Below are 17,620 nucleotides of genomic sequence, written 5' to 3' on the forward strand. Positions count from 1 at the left end.
CCTCGACCGCGATGGCCATTACGGAATCTTCTTTGCCAGCTGGCAGGTCGCATCAATCGACTTGACCAACGGCCAACCTGTCAGTGATGTGTCCGAACAGGTGTCAGCCATGTCCCCGGACTAAACATCAAGCCGGGCGATGACAGCGAGAATGGAGCCGCGGGCCTACTTATCCCTCACCGGCACCGTGTAGTTCAGGATCAGCCTTCCGCCGTCCGGATAGATCGTCTGTCCGGTGATGTAGGACGCATCGTCGCTCGCCAGGAACGCCACCACCGACGCCACCTCGCTCGGCTCGCCGCCGCGGCCGGCTGGCGTGCGCGACATCACGGTCCTGCGGGCGTCCTCCGAGGTGTAGATCGACGACGCGACCATGTCGGTCAAAATCGTGCCCGGCCCGACCGCGACGACGCGGATGTTGTGCGGGGCGAGCGCAACGGCGGCAACCGACGTCAGCTGCTTCATGCCGCCTTTGGACATCGCATAGGTCGCCAGCGCCGGGATGGCCAGCAGCGCGTTCACCGAGGACATGTTGATGATGACGCCGCCACCGCCTTGCGCGATCATTTGCCTCGCCGCCGCCTGCACGCCGAAGAACGCGCCCTTCAGATTGATGCCGATGATCTCGTCGAACTCCTGTTCGGTGATGTCGAGGATGTCCCGGTTGCGAGCAACGCCGGCATTGTTGACCATGATGTCGAGCCGGCCGAACTCCTTCACGGCGGTCGCGACGAGCTGATCCACATCGGCACGCTTGGCGACATTGCCGACCACGGTGCGCAAGGCGTCCGGCCGCCCCAGCTCGGCAGCCGTCGCGGCGAGGCCTTCCGCATCGACATCCGAGATGACGACCTTGACGCCGTCGTCCAAAAATCTCTTCGCGCAGGCCTTGCCGATGCCGCGCGCCGCACCGGTGATGGCGGCGACCTTGCCGGATAGTTTCATGGGTTGCTCCAGGACTTGTGACGATCTCGCGGACGCGTTCACGCAAAGGCGCGCGGGCGCAGTCCGGCGTGAAACCAGGTGATCATGGAATAGATGTCGTAGACCGGCAATCCCACCTCGGCCTGAAGCGCCGCGGCGTAAGGCGGCATGTTGGTGCATTCGAGCACGATGGCGCCGACATCGGGATTCTCGGCGACGAGCTGCTTGCCGGCCTCAACCACGTCACGCTCGGCCTGCGCGATGTCCATGTCGTCCTTCTCGGCCTTGATCAGGACGCGAAAGAACTCCTTGCCGTTCTCGGTGCCGACCACCGGCGTATCGAGCGGCACGCCGGCGCCTTCGAGATGGGCCGGCGTCAAGGTCGAGCCCGACACCGTGACGAGACCGACGCGCTTGCCCGGCGGCAGGGTCGCCTGCACCCACGGCACCTGCATCAGTGACGAGGTCGCGACGGGAACGCCGATTGCGGCCGCGATCTCCCTCTGGAACAGCGAGAGGAAGCCGCAATTGGTGGTGATGGCCTCAGCCCCCATCCGCACCAGATCATTGGCCGCATCGATGAAGTCGGGCAGCAAGCCGGCCGCGCCCTTCAGCACCACCTTCTCGGGCGAAGCCCCGCTCACCACGCGATAGAGCACCGGAAACGGCCAGGTCGTGCCGTTGCCCATGTCGCCGGGAATGCGGGGAAAGCGCGCTTCCAGCATCAGGATGCCGAGCGGCGCGCCGTAGATGGCCTTGCCGCCACGGGCGATGCGGGAGGATGAATGAGCCGAGTTGGTCATGCTGCGACCTCAGAGGAAACGTTCGGGCGCGAAGGGGAGAAGCGGAATTTCAGGCTGCCTGCCGCTGAGAAGCTGCGCGACAAGGCGGCCGGTACGGGCCGAGCCGACCAGGCCGACATGGCCGTGACCGAAGGCATAGACGATATCGCGCGAGGCGCGCGCATAGCCGATGCAGGGTCGTCCATCCGGCATGCTCGGCCGATGGCCGAACCAGGTCTTGATGCGCGAGGCAGGAATATCCCTCGGCAAATTCGGGAACATGCCGAGAAGATGTTCGCGCAGAATCTCGGCGCGCTTCCAGTTCGGCGCGGCGTCAAGGCCGGCGATCTCGACCGTGCCGGCGGCGCGCAAGCCCCTGTTGGTCCAGTTCACCACCATCTTGGCGTCGGATGCCATCATCGAGCTGCGCGGGCCCGATTCCGGATTCTCGATCACGACGTGGTAGCCGCGTTCGGTCTCCAGCGGCAGCGGATCGCCGACCGATGCCGTCAGTTGCTTCGACCGCGCGCCCGCGGCAATCACGACGGCATCGCAAGCAATCTCGCCGGTCTCGGTGACGACAGCCACCAGCCTGTCGCCGTTCAGCCTCAAGCCGGTCGCCTTGGCCCGCACGTGCTTGGCGCCGCTTGCGATCGCATGATTGGCGAGCGCCGCGACATAAGCGCCGGGATCGCGGCAGCGGCCGGCTTCCTCCACCACCACGCCAAAGGTATAGCGCGGATGCAGATCCGGCTCGCGCTGGCGCATCTCGTCGGCGTTGAGCTCCAGCCATTCGACGCCGACCTTCTTGCGCAGGCGCCAGCCGAGATCGTTGTCGAAATTGCCGCGCGACGGGAACACATGCATCACGCCGTTACGCTCGATCAGCTCCGGGACGCCCGCCTCTTCCGCCAGCTTTCGGTGCAGCAGCGGTGCATCCTTCAAGAGATCGCGCAGCGCGAACGCCGTCGTCTCGACGCGCGCCGCCGTCCAGCCCGAGAGCAGATATTTGACCAGCCAGGGCAGCGCCTTTGGCAAATAGGACCAGCGGATCGCGAGCGGCCCGAGCGGGTCCATCAGATAGCCCGGCACCTTCCTCCAGATGCCAGGCTCCGCCGGCGGGATCACCGAGTGCGACGACAGCCAGCCGGCATTGCCATAGCTCGCGGCCTGTTCGCCGCCCGGCTCCCCCGGATCGATCAGCGTGACGCGATGGCCCTCGCGCAGCGCCTCGATGGCGCTGATCACCCCGACCGCGCCGGCCCCGATGATCGCGACGTGGCGGCGGGCCGCCACCGCCTTAAGCCTTCACCGCGGGCGTGAAATCCTTGCCGACCGAGATCGCGCGGGGATCGATGATGCAGTGGAGGATCGACGGCTTGCCCGAGGCGAGCGCACGCTCGAACGCCGGCGCGAACTCCTCGGTGCGCTCGACCCGCTCGCCATGCCCCCCGAACGCCTTCGCATACATCGCAAAGTCCGGATTCTTGAGCTGGGTGCCGACGACACGGCCGGGATAGTCGCGCTCCTGATGCATGCGGATGGTGCCGTACTGCGAATTGTCGACGACGATGACGATCAGCGGTGCGTCATATTGCACGGCGGTGGCGAATTCCTGGCCGTTCATCAGGAAGCAGCCGTCGCCCGCAAACGCGACCACGACGCGATCCGGGTATTGCCGCTTGGCCAGCACGCCCGCCGGCACGCCATAGCCCATCGAGCCCGAGGTCGGCGCCAGCTGCGCCGCAAAGCTGTGGAAGCGATGATGACGGTGGATCCAGCCGGCGTAGTTGCCGGCGCCGTTGCAGACGATGGCGTCCTTCGGCAGGCGGTCGCGCAGCCAGGTCATCACCTCGCCGTACTGGAACCTGCCCGGCAGCTCGCGCGCCTTCCCGGTCCAGGCGAGATAATCGGCATGCGCCTTGGCGGCCTCGCCCTTCCAGGCCACCGCGCCCGATGGCTTCAGCTCCTCGACGGCGGCCGCGAACGCGGCAGGCGTTGCCTGGATCGCGAGATCAGGCTGGTAGACGCGGCCGAGCTCTTCCGAGCCCGGATGCACGTGGATCAACTTCTGCTTCGGCGCGGGAATGTCGAACAGCGTGTAGGACGAGGACGGCATTTCCGACATGCGGCCGCCGATCAGTAGAACGACGTCGGCGTGATCGACGCGCGCCTTCAGGCCCGGGCTCGGCCCGATGCCGAGATCGCCGGCATAATGCGAATGATCGGCATCGATCAGCGAGGCCCGGCGGAACGAGGTCGCGACCGGCAGGTCGAACCGCTCGGCAAAGCGCGCGATGCTCCTGGTCGCCGCGTCGGTCCAGCGCGAGCCGCCGAGGATGACCAGCGGCGCCTTGGCGCTGGCCAGCATCGCACCGACCTGCTCGATGTCGGCCGGCGCGGGCCAGCTCACCGCCGGCTCGATGCGCATGGCATCGGCGACGGCCGCGGTCTCGGTCAGCATATTCTCCGGCAGCGCGATCACCACGGGACCGGGACGGCCCTGCATGGCGACGCGGAAGGCGCGCGCCACCAGCTCCGGGATGCGGTCGGGACGATCGATCTCGACCGCCCATTTCGCCATGGTGCCGAACACCGCCTTGTAGTCGAGCTCCTGGAACGCCTCGCGCTCGCGCATGCCGGTGTCGACCTGGCCGACGAACAGGATCATCGGCGTCGAATCCTGCATCGCGATGTGGACGCCGTGGCTGGCATTGGTGGCGCCGGGGCCGCGGGTGACGAAGCAGACGCCCGGCCGACCGGTGAGCTTGCCATAGGCTTCCGCCATCATGGCCGCGCCGCCCTCGGCGCGGCAGATCATGACGTCGATCGGACTGTCATGCAGCGCATCGAGCGCGGCGAGATAGCTCTCGCCCGGCACGCAGGTGACGCGCTCGACGCCTTGCGCGACGAGCTGATCGATCAGGATCTGGCCGCCGGTGCGGGTGTTGCGGATGGTCATGACGGCTCCCTCAAGGCTCTGGCGATGCGCGATTATTCGGCAACTGCGTAAGACAGGCCGAGAGCGCGCGCAAGGTCGAAAGGCTTCCCGCAGCCTGCGCAGGCGGCATGCCCGTCGGTGCCGTTTGCACGACCGCCCATTCGTCGGCCCGATGGAGGGATGCGGTTGATATACCGCCTTCTGCTTGTCCCGGACGCGCCGCAACGCCTCTTAGCGTTGCGGCGCAGAGCCGGGACCCAGAGCCGGCACGGCACGCAGCGAGATGGGCCCCGGCTCTGCAGCGCATCGGTGCGGCAGGCACGAAGCTCCCGGATATAGCTCCCCTCATCCGAGCTACGCAGCGCCCACTAGGCATGCCTTTGCGACGGCTACCGAGCCTCGACGTTTTCGTCTACGGTCCGGCCGGACCACATCGTCGAGGACACCGGGAATGCAAACCATCGGCCTGATCGGCGGCATGAGCTGGGAGAGCACGGCGCTCTATTACAAGCTGATCAACGAGCGCGTCCGCGAACGCATGGGCAAGCTGCATTCCGCCCCGCTGCTGCTGTATTCCTACGATTTCGAAGAGATCAAGCAGATGCAATATGCGGGCCGCTGGAGCGAGGCCGCGGCCAGCCTGGCCGAGGTGGCGCGGCGTCTCGAAAGCGCCGGCGCCCGGGCGATCGTCCTATGCACCAACACGATGCACAAGCTCGCGCCCGAGATCGTCTCCAGCGTGGCCATCCCGTTCATCCACTTGGCCGATGCGACAGCGCAGCGGATCCGGGCGAAAGGCTACCGGCGGGTCGGGCTGCTCGGCACCAGGTTCACGATGGAGGAGGACTTCTACGTCGATCGGCTGCGCGCGCACGATCTCGACGTGCTGGTTCCTCCCACTGAGACGCGCGCCGACGTGAACCGCATCATTTACGACGAGCTGTGCCTCGGAATCGTCGCCGATGCTTCGCGCCGTCGCTATCAGGACGCGATGGCAGCGCTGGTCGCCGCCGGCGCGGAATGCATCATCCTCGGCTGCACCGAGATCACGATGCTGGTCGGCCCCGAAGACACGTCGGTCGAGACGTTCGACACCACGGCCATTCACGCCGAGACGGCCGCGGATTTCGCGATCGGGTGATCCTGAACAAGGCCACGCGCAACGGCGTCTGGCGCGCCCGATTGCGCCAGGGCAACGCCGCCCCTCACCCGTCCTTCTTCCGCGCGCTTGCCAGCAGCACCAACATGAACGAGGCCGCCGTCATCAGCGTCGAGATGGCAGCGATGGTCGGGTCGATCTCGTCGCGCAGCGCGGTGAACATGCGCTTGGTCAGCGGCTGATACTGTCCGCCCGAGATGAACAGCGCGACGATGGTCTCGTCCATCGCCGAGATGAAGGCGAAGATGCCGCCGGCAACCACGCTGGACTTGATCTGCGGCAACGTCACCGCAAAGAAGCTGCGGAGGCGGTTCATGCCGAGGCTGCGCGCCACCATCTCCTGCGCCGGATCGAAGCTCTGCAGGCCCGCCAGCACCGAGATGACGACGTAAGGCAGTCCCAGCATCACATTCGCCAGCACGAGGCCGGGCATGGTCGCGACCAGGCCGACCTTGGCATAGACGAAGAAGATGCCGACCGCGGTGATGATGATCGGCACCACCAGCGGCAGCAGCAGTGCCATGTGGATCACGCGCATGATGCGCAACTTCGATTGGCTGATGGCGTAGGCGGCGGCCACCCCACACGGCGTCGCGATCAGGACGGTCAGGACCGCGACCGTCAGCGTCACCTGCGTCGCCTGCATCCAGGCGGGGTTGGCGAAATATTGCTGGTACCAGCGCAGCGAGAACGACGGCGGCGGGAAGGTCAGGAAGCGCGCGCTGGAGAACGAGATCGGCACGATGATCAGAACGGGGAGGATCAGATAGACCAGCACCAGCGCACTGATCGCGTAGAGGACGATGCGGAGCGCGTCATTTCTGCCCCAACACGCGATCGAGCGAGATGAAGCGACTGACGACGAAGAAGATCGCGAGCACGCTGAGGAGCAGCACCACCGCGACGGCGCTGGCGGCGCCGAACTGGTTGTAGAGCTCGACATTGCGGCTCACCAGCATCGATACCATCACGGTGCGGCCGCCGCCCAGCAATTCCGGCGTGATGTAGAAGCCGAGGCAGAGCACGAACACCATGGTGCAGCCCGCGAGCACGCCCGGCAGCGACAGCGGCAGGAACACGCGGACGAACGTCAGCGACGGGCTCGCGCCCAGGCTGGCGCCGGCCTGCATCAGCTCGTTCGGGATCTTCTGCATGGTCGCATAGAGCGGCAGCACCATGAAGGGAAGCAGGATGTGCACCGTCGCGACGACCGTGCCGAAGGTGTTGTGGACAAGCGCGAGCGGCTCGGAGATCCATTCGAGTTGGCGCAGGAACTGGTTGATCACGCCGCTGCGCTGCAGCAGCACCAGCCAGGCATAGGCGCGCACCAGCACGCTGGTCCAGAACGGCAGCACGACCAGCGACAGGATGAGGATGCTCCAGCCTTTCGGCAACGCGTTGGCGAGATAGGCGACGGGATAGCCGAGCAGCAGCGCAATCAACGTGACCGCGAGGCTGATCTCGAAGGTCAGCGCAAAGCTGCGCCAATAGATGTCCTCGGTGAAGACGCGCCGATAATTCTCCAGCGTGAAGCCGTCATGGTAGATCGACTGCCAGGCGAGCCAGCCGACCGGCAGCACGATCAGAGCCAGGATCACGAGCAGCGCCGGCGACACCAGCGCCAGCATCAGCCCGTGCTCACGGCGCTGATGCTTCTGCGATGGATCTGGCACGGACGTCGTCAACGCTGGCATCGCTGGTCTCGGTTGCTACACCTCTCCCGCTTGCGGGAGAGGTCGGATCGCGAAGGCGATCCGGGTGACGGCTTTCTCCTCTTGGAGAGTCTTTGCTGTCGAGACACCCTCTCCCCAACCCTCCCCCGCGCGCGGGGGAGGGAGTGCAGCGTCCTTGCCGACGCACCCACGGGCCATCTCCTCTTTCGCCTCACTTCTGCATGAACGACGCCCAGCGCTTCTCGGCGGCTTCGCCGGCGGACGAGGACCACCAGGCGTAGGACATCAACGCCTGCTTGGCTGCATTGGCCGGCTCGCTCGGCAATTGCGCCGCACGCTCGGGCTTGATCACGCCGGTCTCGAACGCCTTGGGATTGCCCGGGCCGTAGTCGATATGGAGCGGCAGATTGGCCTGGTGCACGGGATCGACGGCCTCGTTGAGGAATTTCACGGCGGTGGCGAGATTGGGCGCGCCCTTGAGGATGCAGAGCGAGGTGCTCTGCAGGATGCCCTGGTTGTAGGTAAAGGCGACCTTGGCGCCTTCCTTGGCGACCGCGCTGACGCGGCCGTTCCAGGCCATCTCCATGTCGACCTCGCCGTCGTTGAGCAGCTGCGCCGACTGCGCGCCCGAGGTCCACCACACCGTGATGTGCGGCTTGATCTCTTCGAGCTTCCTGAAGGCGCGGTCGACGTCGAGCGGATAGAGCTTGTCGGGCGCGACGCCGTCGGCCATCAGCGCCGCCTCGAGCGTGGCGATCGGATGGTTGCGCAGCGCGCGGCGGCCCGGGAATTTCTTCACGTCCCAGAAATCCGCCCAGCTGTTCGGCGCATCCTTCGGGAACGTCTTCTGGCTGAAGGCGAGCACGCTGGAATAGAATTCGTAGGAGACGGAGTATGGACTGCGATACGCCTCCGGCATCGCCGCGGCGTTGGGGATCTTCGAGAAATCGAGCTTCTCGATCAGGCCCTGCTCGCCGCCGCGCAGGCAATAGCCGGTCGGGGTGTCGACGACGTCCCAGATCGGCTTGCCGCTGCCGACCTGCGTCTTGATCGCCGGCCAGGCGTCGGGAATCGAATCCTGATTGATGGTGATGCCGAGCTTCTTGGCGGAGGGATCGAGGATCGCCACCGTCTGCGCCTGCTGATAGGCCCCGCCTTGCGAGACGAAGGTGATCTGCTCGGCGGCATTCGCCGCGGTGCCGCTGAGCGCGATTGCTCCCAGCAAAGCGCAACCAAATCCGCAATTTCGTATCGCCGTCATTTTCGTCTCCTCCAAAGTGATCTCACCGACCGATCGCATCGAGAAACTGGTACCAGCCGGCGACCATGCGCACGGCGGGCTCGCGCAGCGGGTAGAGCGGAATCGTCTTCATCCGGCTGACGTCGAGCAGGCCGACATCGGGGCTTTCGCCGCGCACGAAAGCGGCGAGATAGCGGCCCATCAGGCTCGACATCGCAACGCCGGCGCCGTTGTAGCCCAGCGAGACCAGCGTGCGGTCGTCGAGGCGGCCGATATGGGGGACCGAGTCCAGCGTCATCGCGACCAGGCCCGACCATTTGTATTCGAGCGGGACGTCGGCGAGATCGGGGAAGATGCCGACCATTGCCTTGCGAAGTGCGTCGAACGCGGCCTGCGAGTCCTGCTTGCCGAAGGCGCCGCGGCCGCCGAAAATCACGCGGTTGTCGACCATGCGGAACCAGCGCATCATGCGCTTGGTCTCGGTATAGGTGCGCCCCGTCGGCATCAGCCTTCCTGCAAGATTGCGCGACAGCTGCGCGGTCGCAACCATGGCGCTGCGGAACGGGACCAGCGTGCGCTGCAGATGCGCGGTGGCGCCAGTGAGGTCGGAATAGCTGTTGGTGGCAATGATCGCCTGACTTGCGCGCACGGCACCTTGCGGCGTCTCGGCGACGATGCCGTCCTTCTCGCGCCGCAGCCTCATGACGGGCGACTCCTGGAAGACGGAGACGCCGCGACGCGCGACGCCGTCGGCGAGGCCGCGCAGATAGTTCAACGGATGGATACCACCGGAGCCGGGATTGAGCACACCGCCGACGAAGATGTCCGAGCCGGTCTCGTCACGCACCCCGTTCCTGTCGAGGATGCGGACCTCGGCGGAGCCCATCTCGCGCGTCATCCAGTTGGCTTCGTCGATCGCGGCCCGGAGCGTCGTCTCATTATGCGCGGCCTTGACCTGGCCGGTGCGAGTGAGATTCGCACTCGTGATGCCGAATTCGGAGACGAGCTCCTCGACCATGTCGGTCGATTCATGCGCGATCTCGTACATGCGCCGTGCCATGGCGCGGCCATGCACGGCGTCGATCTCACGAAACGACAGGCGGAACTTTGCGGTGATCACGCCGCCGTTGCGGCCGCTCGCACCCCAGCCGGGGCGGTTGGCCTCGAGCACGATTGGCGCGAGGCCGCTCTTGGCGATGTGGTGCGCCGCGGAGAGCCCCGTATAGCCCGCACCGATGATCACGACATCCGCCTGCCGATCGCCCGACAGCACGGGAAAATCGCGCGCCGGCGCCGCCGTGGCTTCCCACAGCGAGTTGGCCGATGGCAGCGCGCTCCAGTCCCGTGTCATGCCCGCGCTCACGGTGTTACGCCGCAGGCCCAACGGCGGCGTCGGCGAGCGCCTTCAACGTCGGGAAATGGAAGTCCGGCTTGGTCAGCGTCTCCACCGCCGGCGTGCCGCCGAAGCCGGCAATGCCCTGGCGACGCTCGATCCAGCACACCTTGTAGCCGAGCTTCCGCGCAATCCCGATGTCGTGGTACTGGCTCTGCGCGACATGCAGAATGTCGGACTGCTTGTAGCCGAAAGCGGACTGTCGCCCCCTGTTGTAGGCGAAGAATTCAGGGTTGGGTTTTGCAACGCCGGTGTCGTCGGCACACACCGTGTCGTCGAAGGGATCGCCGAGCGCGTGGGCATAGCAGGACAGCGCGACGCGGTCCGCGTTGGTCATCGCCACCAGCCGGAATTTCGTGCGCAGGCGCCCGAGCGCCTCGACCGAATCCGCGAACGGCCCCCAGCGCAGCACCGCAAGCTGGAACATGTCGCAGGCCGCATCGTCGGCGGGCAGTCCGAGCTCGGTGGCGAGGTGACGATAGACATGGAACATCGCCTCGCTGGAGCGCCCGTAGTGCTTGTCGCGGCCGCGCTTGTAGGGCTCGAAGATCTGGTCGTCGCTGAGCTCGGCCGGCGTCTTGCCCGAGATCCTGCGCACCGCGGAGAGCACGCCGGCCTCGAAATCGATCAAGGTGCCGACGACGTCGAAGGTGAGAACCTTGAAATTGCTGAACGCGGCTTGGGTCGACATATCAGTTTCTTCTCTCGGTTGGACAAGGCTTCAGTTCAGTCCACCCTGGGCACGACGATGGTGTCCTCGGGGTGAAGGGTGACGGTGAGGCTGCCGCCGAGCGGCGGAATGCGGCTGTAAGCCTGGTGATAGCTCGGCTGACGCAGGCTGAGCGCAATGCCGTTTTCGAGCGCCAGGAAAATGCGCAGGCTCTCGCCCTGATAGACGATATCGGTGACCGTGCCGGTCAGCCGGTTGCAGGCGGCGTCCTGCGCGCCGTCGTCGATCAGGAGTTTTTCGGTGTGCACGGCGAGCATCAGCGCATCGCCATCGGGAATGGCGCGGGCGCTGCGCAGCAGCGCATTGCCGAGCGCGACGCTGGAGGCATCGACGCGGCGAACGGGCAGCATGGTCGCCTCCCCGATGAAGCTCGCGACGAAGGAATCGGCGGGATGATCGTGCAGCCGCTCGGGCTCGTCGATCTGGACCAGGCGGCCGTCCTTCATGACCGCGACGCGGTCGCTCATGGTCAAAGCTTCGCGCTGGTCATGGGTGACATAGATGATGGTGGCCTGGATGCGCCGGTGCAGCGCGCGCAGCTCGATCTGCATGGATTCGCGCAGCTGCTTGTCGAGCGCCGACAGCGGCTCGTCCATCAGGATCAGCCGCGGCTCGAAGATCATGGCGCGCGCGAGCGCCACGCGCTGGCGCTGGCCGCCGGAGAGCTGCGCGATGCCGCGCTCCTCATAGCCGGCGAGCCCGACCATGCCGAGCGCCGCGCGCACCTTGTCGGGCCAGATCGCTTTCGGCAGGCGGCGGGCACGCAAGGGGAAGGCGACGTTCTCGCCGACGCTCATGTGCGGAAACAGCGCGTAGTTCTGGAACACGACGCCGATGTCGCGCTTGTGCGGCGGCATGTAAGTGACGTCGCGGCCGCCGAACAGGATCGTGCCCGCTGTCGGCAGGATGAAGCCGCCCAAAATTCCAAGCAGCGTGGTCTTGCCCGAGCCGGAGGGACCGAGCAGCGAGACGAACTCGCCGGCGCCGACATCGAGGGAGACGTCGTCGAGGGCGCGCACGGAGCCATAGGCCTTGCTCGCGGATCTGATCTCGACGCTTTCCGCTCGTTTGTCCAACGATCGACCTCGCCCGTCCCTGCAACGGCGTGCCTCACTGCGCGCCATAAGCCTGCTTTATAGACAGGGAATCTGAGCACTCGGGATCGAAGCGTGCACCGCACCAAATCCTTGCTCGCGAGCCCTGTCTTTAGGCTGTAATGGCGATGACAACAGACTTGGCAAAACTCGGCAATTGCCAAATTCTCACGCGCCTCATAACATGGCGTTATGCCCGAGCTTCGCCGCATGCTGCCGTCGAGCAACGCCCTGTTCGTCTTCGACGCCGCGGCGCGCAATGGCAGTTTCACAGCCGCAGCCGCCGAATTGAACGTCACGCAGCCGGCGGTGAGCCGGATGCTCGGACAATTCGAGGAGCATCTCGGCGTCCGCCTGTTCGACCGCAAGGCGGGTCGCGCGGTGCTCACCGAGGAAGGCGAGCTCTTGTATCGCCGCGTGCTCGACGGCTTTCGCAGCATCGAGAGCGGACTCGTCGAGATCGAGCGGCGCCGCAAGGGCACCGAGACGGTGACGCTATCGGTCTCGTCCGCCTTCACCACGCATTGGCTGATGCCGCGCATCGACAAACTGCAGAAGCAGTTTCCGCAGGTCGATTTGCGCTTCCAGCTCATCTCCGGCGCGTTGCGCGGGCCGGTGGAGAATGTCGACCTCGGCATGCGCTTCCGTGATCGCGACGAGCCGCCATCGGGCGGCACGTTAGTGATGAAGGAAGTCATGCTGCCGATGTGCAGCCCCTCCTATCTCGGCGAAACCGATCCCACCGAGGGCAACACCATCATCCGCCTTGCCGAGACGCCGGGCGACTGGGCCGCGGATTATTCCTCGCTCCTCACCGGGCGCCGCGGCGCGGCCAAGGCGCTGAGCTTCACCGACTATGCCGTCGTGGTGCAGGCCGCCCTGCTCGGCCAGGGCATCGCGCTCGGCTGGCTGACGGTTGCCTCGCACTGGCTGCTGACCGGCGCGCTGGTGCCGGCCTCCGACCGGCTGACCACCACGCGCCGCGTCTGCGAATTCCTGCCGCCGCGCAACCGGCCGATGCGCCCGATCGCCGCCGAGATCCGCGACTGGATCATCGCGCAGATGCGAAGCGAGATCGCCGCGATCGACCGACTCTATCCGAAGCTCGGCGCGATGGCGGCGTGCTATTGATTCTATTCTCCCTCTGCCCGCTTGCGACAGGACAATCGCATATGCGAGCGATCTCGCCCGTGGCCATCCTTCGAGACGCCCGCCGTTGGCGGGCCCTCAGGATGAGGAGCGGGTGCGCGGCGCGAGTTTCAAGAAGAACCAAAGCTGCTTAGCCTCATCCTGAGGAGACCGCGAAGCGGTCGTCTCGAAGGACGAGGCGCGCGCTCAGGTCCCGCAAAGCGTCATGTGCGATTGCCCTGCCGCAAGCGGGGAGAGGCGAAAAGCCTCTACCGATGCTCGATCGCGCGGATCGCGCCGCGGAGTTCGGCGAGGCCGCGGAGGCGGCCGATGGCGGTGTAGCCGGGGTTGGTGCGCTTGGTGGCGGCGAGGTCGTCGAGCATGCGGTGGCCGTGATCGGGACGGAAGACGATCCTCTTGTCCGGCGACCGCCGGGCGTTCTCCTTCAAAAGCGCCTTCAGCACCGCGATCATGTCGACGTCGCCGTCGAGATGATCGGACTCGTAGAACGACAGCCCGTCGGCCTCGCGCCTGGTGGCGCGCAGATGGGCGAACGCGATGCGAGGGCCGAAGCGCTCGGCCATTTCAGGCAGATTGTTTTCCGCGCGCACGCCAAGCGAGCCCGTGCACAGGCAGATGCCGTTGGCCTTGGACGGCACCGCGTCGAACAGCGCCTGATAGTCGTCGGCTGAGGAGGCAATGCGCGGCAGACCGAACAGGGGCCGCGGCGGATCGTCCGGATGCAGGGTCAGCGACACCCCGAGCTGCTCGGCCACCGGCGTCACGCGCGCCAGGAACTCGGCGAGATGCTGCCGCAGGATCTCTGGTGTGATATCGCGATACGTCTCCAGCCGGTCGCGAAATTGCGGGATAGTCATCGGCTCGGTGGTCGAACCCGGCAGCGCGCTGGCGATCACCATCACCAGATAATCGATATCGGCCTGGCTCATCTGCTCGAACAGCGCCTTCGCACGCGCCTGCTGCTCGGGCGAGTACTCCTGCACGGCCGCAGGACGCTTGAGGATATGCAGCTCGAAGGCGGCGAAACGGTCCTGGTCGAAGCGCATGGCGCGGGCGCCGTTCGGCAGCTCCCATTCGAGGTCGGTGCGGCACCAGTCCACCACAGGCATGAAATTGTAACAGATGATCTTGATGCCGGCCGCCGCGACGGCCTCGAGGCTCGCGATCCAGGCCTCGATCGACCTGGTCGCCTTGGCCCCCAGGCGCTTGACGTCGTCGGGGATCGGAATCGATTCCACCACCGACCATGTCAGCTGCGATCGCCCCGGTTGACCGTTCTCGATAAAATTCTTGCGCTCGTCGACCGCCTTGCGCGTCCAGGCCTCCCCGATCGGGACCTGATGCAGCGCCGAGACGATGTCGGTCGCCCCGGCCTGCCTGACGTCGTCCAGCGACACGGGATCATCGGGCCCGTACCAGCGCCATCCCTCCAGCATCATGGGTCTCTCCCAATCAGTTCGCGGTCAGCACCACCTTGACGCTCTGCGAGCGGTCGAGCGCCAGCCGCAGCGCATCGGGCGCGGTCGACAGCGGCCGTTCGGCGGTGACCAGCGACAGCACGTCGACACTGCCGGCCGAAATCAGCTCCACCGCGGTCATGAACTCGAAGCCGAAGCGGAACGAGCCGCGCAGATCGATCTCCTTGGCCATCACCGCATTCGACGGCGTCGGGATCTGGCCGCCCGGCAGATTGCCGATCTGCACCACGATGCCGCCACGCCGGACGATGCCGATGGCGCTGGCAAGGCCTGCCGCCGTGCCCGACACCTCGAACGCGACGTCGTATGGGCGCGAGGCCGCCTGCGCCTTGAGCCCTTCCTCGCCACCGGAGACATTCTCGACATGCGAAGCGCCAAGCCGGGTTGCAAAGGCCAGCGGCGCCGGTGCGATGTCGGCCACCGTGATGTCGGCCATGCCGGCGCGGCGCGCGGCAAGCATGGTCAGCAGCCCGATCGGGCCGGCACCGAAGATGATACCGCGCTTGCCCTCGATATTGCCGGCGCGCGCGACCGCGTGCAGGCAGACCGCCAGCGGTTCGGCGAGCGCGGCGGCCTGATATGACACGTGATCCGGGATCTTCACGCACTGCGCGGGGATCGCGTCGAAATAATTGGCAAAACCGCCCTGCATGTGCGGCGTCTTCGAGGCCGAGCCCATGAAGTAGATGTTCTCGCACAGATTCGGCCGGCCCTCGCGGCAGGCGACGCAATGGCCGCACCAGCGCGACGGGTTGACGGCGACGCGGTCACCGACTTTCAGATTGGCTGCCGCGCCTGCGATCTCCACGACCTCGCCCGAGATCTCGTGGCCGAGCACCAGCGGCGACTTCACCACGAAATCGCCGGTCCGGGCATGGCGGAAATAGTGCATGTCCGAGCCGCAGATGCCGCCGGCGCCGAAGCGGATGCGCACCATGCCGTTAGCGAGCCTGTCGAGCGGATGCTCGATCATGCGCAGATCTTCGGGACCGAACAGGGTTGCGGCGAGAGCGGTCGAGGTCATTTGGAGAGTCCCATGTATTTTGGCAGCCAGAGGGTCAGTTCAGGAATGTAGGTGATCGCGATCAGCGCCAACATCAGCGGCACCAGCCAGGGCAGGATCGCCACCGTCGTGCGCTCGACCGAGAGCTTGGCCACGCGCGCGAGCACGAACAGCACCATGCCGAGCGGCGGGTGCAACAGGCCGATCATCAGGTTCAGCGTCATGATCAGGCCGAAATGAATGGGATCGATGCCGAGCTTGAGCACGATCGGCAGCAGGATCGGCACCAGAATGGTGATCGCCGCCGTGGTGTCGATGAAGCAGCCGACGAACAGGATCAGCACGTTGGCGAGCGCCAGGAACACCCATTTGTTCTGGGTGACACTGAGCATCCAGTCCGAGAGCGTCTGCGCGGCCTGCGACACCGTCAGCAGCCAGGCGAAGATCGAGGCGGCGGTGACGATGAACAGCACCGAGGCCGTGGTCTCGATCGTGTCGAACGTCGCCTTCGCCACCGTTTGCAGCGTCATGGTGCGGTAGCGGACCAGGCCGAGGAACAGCGACCAGATCACGGCGGCGACCGCAGCTTCCGTCGGCGTGAACCAGCCGAGCGTCATGCCGCCGATCAGGATCACCGGCGCCATCAGCGCCATCACCGCCGAAAAGTCGAAGTACCAGTCGATCGCCAGCAGCGTGCCGAGGCCGATGACGACCGCCACGTTGATCGAGAGGCCGGCCATCACCATCAGCCAGATCGCCAGCGGGAACGAGAGCACGATGACGATCTCGAGGCCCGCCGAGCCGATCTGCGGCCAGGAGAACGGCGTGTCGCTGCCCCATTTGTTCTTGTGCGCGAAATAGCTGACCGTGATCATCATGAACAGGGTGAGCACGACCCCCGGAATGAGGCCGCCGAGAAACAGCGCGCCGATCGAGACGTTCGCCATCATGCCGTAGATCACGAAAGGCAGCGACGGCGGGATGATGGGCCCGAGCGTCGCCGAGGCCGCGGTGACGCCGACCGAGAACTCGGTCGAGTAGCCATGGTCCTTCATCGCCTTGATCTCGATGGTGCCGAGACCGGCGGCGTCCGCGATCGCGGTGCCGGACATGCCGGAGAAGATCACCGAGCCGATGATGTTGACGTGACCGAGGCCGCCGCGCATCCACCCCACCAGCGCGACGGCGAATTTGTAGATGCGCCCGGTGACGCCGGCGATGTTCATGAGGTTTCCGGCCAGGATGAAGAAGGGCACGGCGAGCAGCGGAAAGCTCTCGACGCCGGCGATCATGCGCTGCGCCAGCGTCACGTCGGGCGTCACGCCGCTGACCAGGATGTAGACCAGCGACGAGGCGGCCATGGCGATCGCCACGGGAACGCCGAGCAGCATCAGAACGAGAAAGCCTCCGAGCAACAGCAGCATGATGTTATATCTCCGACCCGTCGTAGGCACCGGGGCGTTCGAGGACCGAGTAACCCTGCCGCCAATGTTGCAGCGCCGCCTGCACGGAGCGCAGGAACATCAGCACGAATCCGAGCAGCACGGAGTAATAGACGTAGTTCTTGGGGAAATTGATCGTGGTCATCTGCTCGTCGCCGATGATCTGGATGTAGACCCAGACCAGCTTGATGGCGTAGCCGAAGAAAGCGATCCGGATCAGGTCGATCATTGTCGACAGCGCGCGCCCCACGGGCCGCGGCAGATAGCGGTAGAGGAGGTCGACCTGGATGTGCCGGGACAGCCGCACGCACATCGAAGCGCCGATGAAGACCACGCCGATCAGGCAGTAGGTCGCGATCTCCTCGGTCCAGGCGTAGCTGTCGTTGAGCACGTAGCGGGTGAAGAACTGGAGAAAGACGGCGAGCGCCATCACCCAGAAGATCGCAAGCGCCACCCAATCCTCGAACGCGTAGATGCCGAGATCGACCTTCGGCGTCGCCTCCTCCTCGAAGGTATGGGCGATCTCCTCCGCGGTGATCTGCCGGTGTATTTCGGCGGTCGACATTAGGCTACCTCTCTCCAATCGTCGTTCCGGGGCGACGCTTCAGCGTC

16 protein-coding genes and 1 pseudogene are annotated in these 17,620 nt (G+C 65.8%); 3 read left to right on the forward strand and 14 right to left on the reverse strand.

Going from position 1 to position 17,620, the window contains the following annotated elements; all coding sequences use genetic code 11:
- A pseudogene (locus tag AC066S_RS23375) lies at positions 1–124 on the forward strand (IS481-like element ISRm20 family transposase); the annotation flags it as partial.
- Between the two features lie 41 nt (positions 125–165).
- Here AC066S_RS23375 and AC066S_RS23380 read toward each other — a convergent pair.
- Genes AC066S_RS23380 through AC066S_RS23395 form a run of 4 tightly spaced genes read right to left on the reverse strand, consistent with a single transcriptional unit; the run spans position 166 to position 4,668 of the window.
- A complete protein-coding gene (locus tag AC066S_RS23380) occupies positions 166–945 on the reverse strand; it encodes an SDR family NAD(P)-dependent oxidoreductase (RefSeq protein WP_478270699.1) in 780 nt (259 codons plus the stop codon).
- A 38-nt stretch (positions 946–983) separates the two neighbouring features.
- A complete protein-coding gene (locus AC066S_RS23385; protein ID WP_478270700.1) occupies positions 984–1,727 on the reverse strand; it encodes an aspartate/glutamate racemase family protein in 744 nt (247 codons plus the stop codon).
- A 9-nt stretch (positions 1,728–1,736) separates the two neighbouring features.
- Positions 1,737–3,002: an NAD(P)/FAD-dependent oxidoreductase gene (locus tag AC066S_RS23390; protein WP_478270701.1), complete on the reverse strand. Its 1,266-nt coding sequence runs from the start codon at positions 3,000–3,002 to the stop codon at positions 1,737–1,739.
- Positions 3,003–3,006: 4 nt separating this feature from the next.
- Positions 3,007–4,668: a thiamine pyrophosphate-binding protein gene (locus AC066S_RS23395; protein ID WP_135168705.1), complete on the reverse strand. Its 1,662-nt coding sequence runs from the start codon at positions 4,666–4,668 to the stop codon at positions 3,007–3,009.
- A 430-nt stretch (positions 4,669–5,098) separates the two neighbouring features.
- Between AC066S_RS23395 and AC066S_RS23400 the strand changes: the two genes are divergently transcribed.
- The gene (locus AC066S_RS23400) at positions 5,099–5,788 is read left to right on the forward strand and encodes an aspartate/glutamate racemase family protein (protein ID WP_126255076.1); all 690 of its coding nucleotides are present in this window, start codon (positions 5,099–5,101) and stop codon (positions 5,786–5,788) included.
- A gap of 64 nt (positions 5,789–5,852) precedes the next feature.
- Here AC066S_RS23400 and AC066S_RS23405 read toward each other — a convergent pair whose 3' ends face one another.
- The 6 genes from AC066S_RS23405 to AC066S_RS23430 all read right to left on the reverse strand — a co-directional run bounded on the left by AC066S_RS23405 (position 5,853) and on the right by AC066S_RS23430 (position 11,918).
- The gene (locus tag AC066S_RS23405; RefSeq protein WP_478270826.1) at positions 5,853–6,644 is read right to left on the reverse strand and encodes an ABC transporter permease; all 792 of its coding nucleotides are present in this window, start codon (positions 6,642–6,644) and stop codon (positions 5,853–5,855) included.
- Positions 6,622–7,434 carry an ABC transporter permease gene (locus AC066S_RS23410; protein WP_126255851.1) on the reverse strand — a complete coding sequence of 271 codons (813 nt, stop codon included), beginning with the start codon at positions 7,432–7,434 and terminating at the stop codon, positions 6,622–6,624. Before AC066S_RS23410 ends, AC066S_RS23405 begins: the two co-directional genes overlap by 23 nt.
- A gap of 256 nt (positions 7,435–7,690) precedes the next feature.
- Positions 7,691–8,740: an ABC transporter substrate-binding protein gene (locus AC066S_RS23415; RefSeq protein ID WP_164718304.1), complete on the reverse strand. Its 1,050-nt coding sequence runs from the start codon at positions 8,738–8,740 to the stop codon at positions 7,691–7,693.
- A 22-nt stretch (positions 8,741–8,762) separates the two neighbouring features.
- The gene (locus AC066S_RS23420) at positions 8,763–10,070 is read right to left on the reverse strand and encodes an NAD(P)/FAD-dependent oxidoreductase (protein ID WP_478270702.1); all 1,308 of its coding nucleotides are present in this window, start codon (positions 10,068–10,070) and stop codon (positions 8,763–8,765) included.
- Positions 10,071–10,086: 16 nt separating this feature from the next.
- The gene (locus tag AC066S_RS23425) at positions 10,087–10,803 is read right to left on the reverse strand and encodes an HAD family hydrolase (RefSeq protein WP_126255072.1); all 717 of its coding nucleotides are present in this window, start codon (positions 10,801–10,803) and stop codon (positions 10,087–10,089) included.
- Positions 10,804–10,838: 35 nt separating this feature from the next.
- On the reverse strand, positions 10,839–11,918 hold the full coding sequence (locus tag AC066S_RS23430; protein WP_478270703.1) for an ABC transporter ATP-binding protein: 1,080 nt from the start codon (positions 11,916–11,918) through the stop codon (positions 10,839–10,841).
- Between the two features lie 210 nt (positions 11,919–12,128).
- On the opposite strand from AC066S_RS23430, the gene AC066S_RS23435 reads away from it, so the two are divergent.
- Positions 12,129–13,067 carry a LysR family transcriptional regulator gene (locus tag AC066S_RS23435; protein ID WP_135168707.1) on the forward strand — a complete coding sequence of 313 codons (939 nt, stop codon included), beginning with the start codon at positions 12,129–12,131 and terminating at the stop codon, positions 13,065–13,067.
- A gap of 266 nt (positions 13,068–13,333) precedes the next feature.
- On the opposite strand, the gene uxuA is transcribed toward AC066S_RS23435, so the two are convergent.
- Genes uxuA through AC066S_RS23455 form a run of 4 tightly spaced genes read right to left on the reverse strand, consistent with a single transcriptional unit; the run spans position 13,334 to position 17,573 of the window.
- On the reverse strand, positions 13,334–14,524 hold the full coding sequence (uxuA, locus tag AC066S_RS23440; RefSeq protein ID WP_478270704.1) for a mannonate dehydratase: 1,191 nt from the start codon (positions 14,522–14,524) through the stop codon (positions 13,334–13,336).
- Between the two features lie 13 nt (positions 14,525–14,537).
- A complete protein-coding gene (locus tag AC066S_RS23445; RefSeq protein WP_478270705.1) occupies positions 14,538–15,587 on the reverse strand; it encodes an L-idonate 5-dehydrogenase in 1,050 nt (349 codons plus the stop codon).
- Positions 15,584–16,990 (reverse strand): TRAP transporter large permease, encoded by a 1,407-nt coding sequence (locus AC066S_RS23450; protein WP_478270706.1) that lies wholly within the window; start codon positions 16,988–16,990, stop codon positions 15,584–15,586. Before AC066S_RS23450 ends, AC066S_RS23445 begins: the two co-directional genes overlap by 4 nt.
- Positions 16,991–16,994: 4 nt before the next feature.
- Entirely contained in the window at positions 16,995–17,573 is a 579-nt protein-coding gene (locus AC066S_RS23455; protein ID WP_478270707.1) for a TRAP transporter small permease, read from the reverse strand.
- Positions 17,574–17,620 lie beyond the last annotated feature (47 nt).

Source organism: Bradyrhizobium sp. CFUWI (genome assembly GCF_056429085.1).

What these genes read in the sequence shown, in the direction of transcription:
- AC066S_RS23380 (WP_478270699.1), bottom strand. Translation starts at nt 945, where the DNA reads ATGAAACTATCCGGCAAGGTCGCCGCCATCACCGGTGCGGCGCGCGGC.
- AC066S_RS23385 (WP_478270700.1), bottom strand. Translation starts at nt 1,727, where the DNA reads ATGACCAACTCGGCTCATTCATCCTCCCGCATCGCCCGTGGCGGCAAG.
- AC066S_RS23395 (WP_135168705.1), bottom strand. Translation starts at nt 4,668, where the DNA reads ATGACCATCCGCAACACCCGCACCGGCGGCCAGATCCTGATCGATCAG.
- AC066S_RS23400 (WP_126255076.1), top strand. Translation starts at nt 5,099, where the DNA reads ATGCAAACCATCGGCCTGATCGGCGGCATGAGCTGGGAGAGCACGGCG.
- AC066S_RS23410 (WP_126255851.1), bottom strand. Translation starts at nt 7,434, where the DNA reads ATGCTGGCGCTGGTGTCGCCGGCGCTGCTCGTGATCCTGGCTCTGATC.
- AC066S_RS23415 (WP_164718304.1), bottom strand. Translation starts at nt 8,740, where the DNA reads ATGACGGCGATACGAAATTGCGGATTTGGTTGCGCTTTGCTGGGAGCA.
- AC066S_RS23420 (WP_478270702.1), bottom strand. Translation starts at nt 10,070, where the DNA reads ATGACACGGGACTGGAGCGCGCTGCCATCGGCCAACTCGCTGTGGGAA.
- AC066S_RS23425 (WP_126255072.1), bottom strand. Translation starts at nt 10,803, where the DNA reads ATGTCGACCCAAGCCGCGTTCAGCAATTTCAAGGTTCTCACCTTCGAC.
- AC066S_RS23435 (WP_135168707.1), top strand. Translation starts at nt 12,129, where the DNA reads ATGCCCGAGCTTCGCCGCATGCTGCCGTCGAGCAACGCCCTGTTCGTC.
- uxuA (WP_478270704.1), bottom strand. Translation starts at nt 14,524, where the DNA reads ATGATGCTGGAGGGATGGCGCTGGTACGGGCCCGATGATCCCGTGTCG.
- AC066S_RS23445 (WP_478270705.1), bottom strand. Translation starts at nt 15,587, where the DNA reads ATGACCTCGACCGCTCTCGCCGCAACCCTGTTCGGTCCCGAAGATCTG.
- AC066S_RS23450 (WP_478270706.1), bottom strand. Translation starts at nt 16,990, where the DNA reads ATGCTGCTGTTGCTCGGAGGCTTTCTCGTTCTGATGCTGCTCGGCGTT.
- AC066S_RS23455 (WP_478270707.1), bottom strand. Translation starts at nt 17,573, where the DNA reads ATGTCGACCGCCGAAATACACCGGCAGATCACCGCGGAGGAGATCGCC.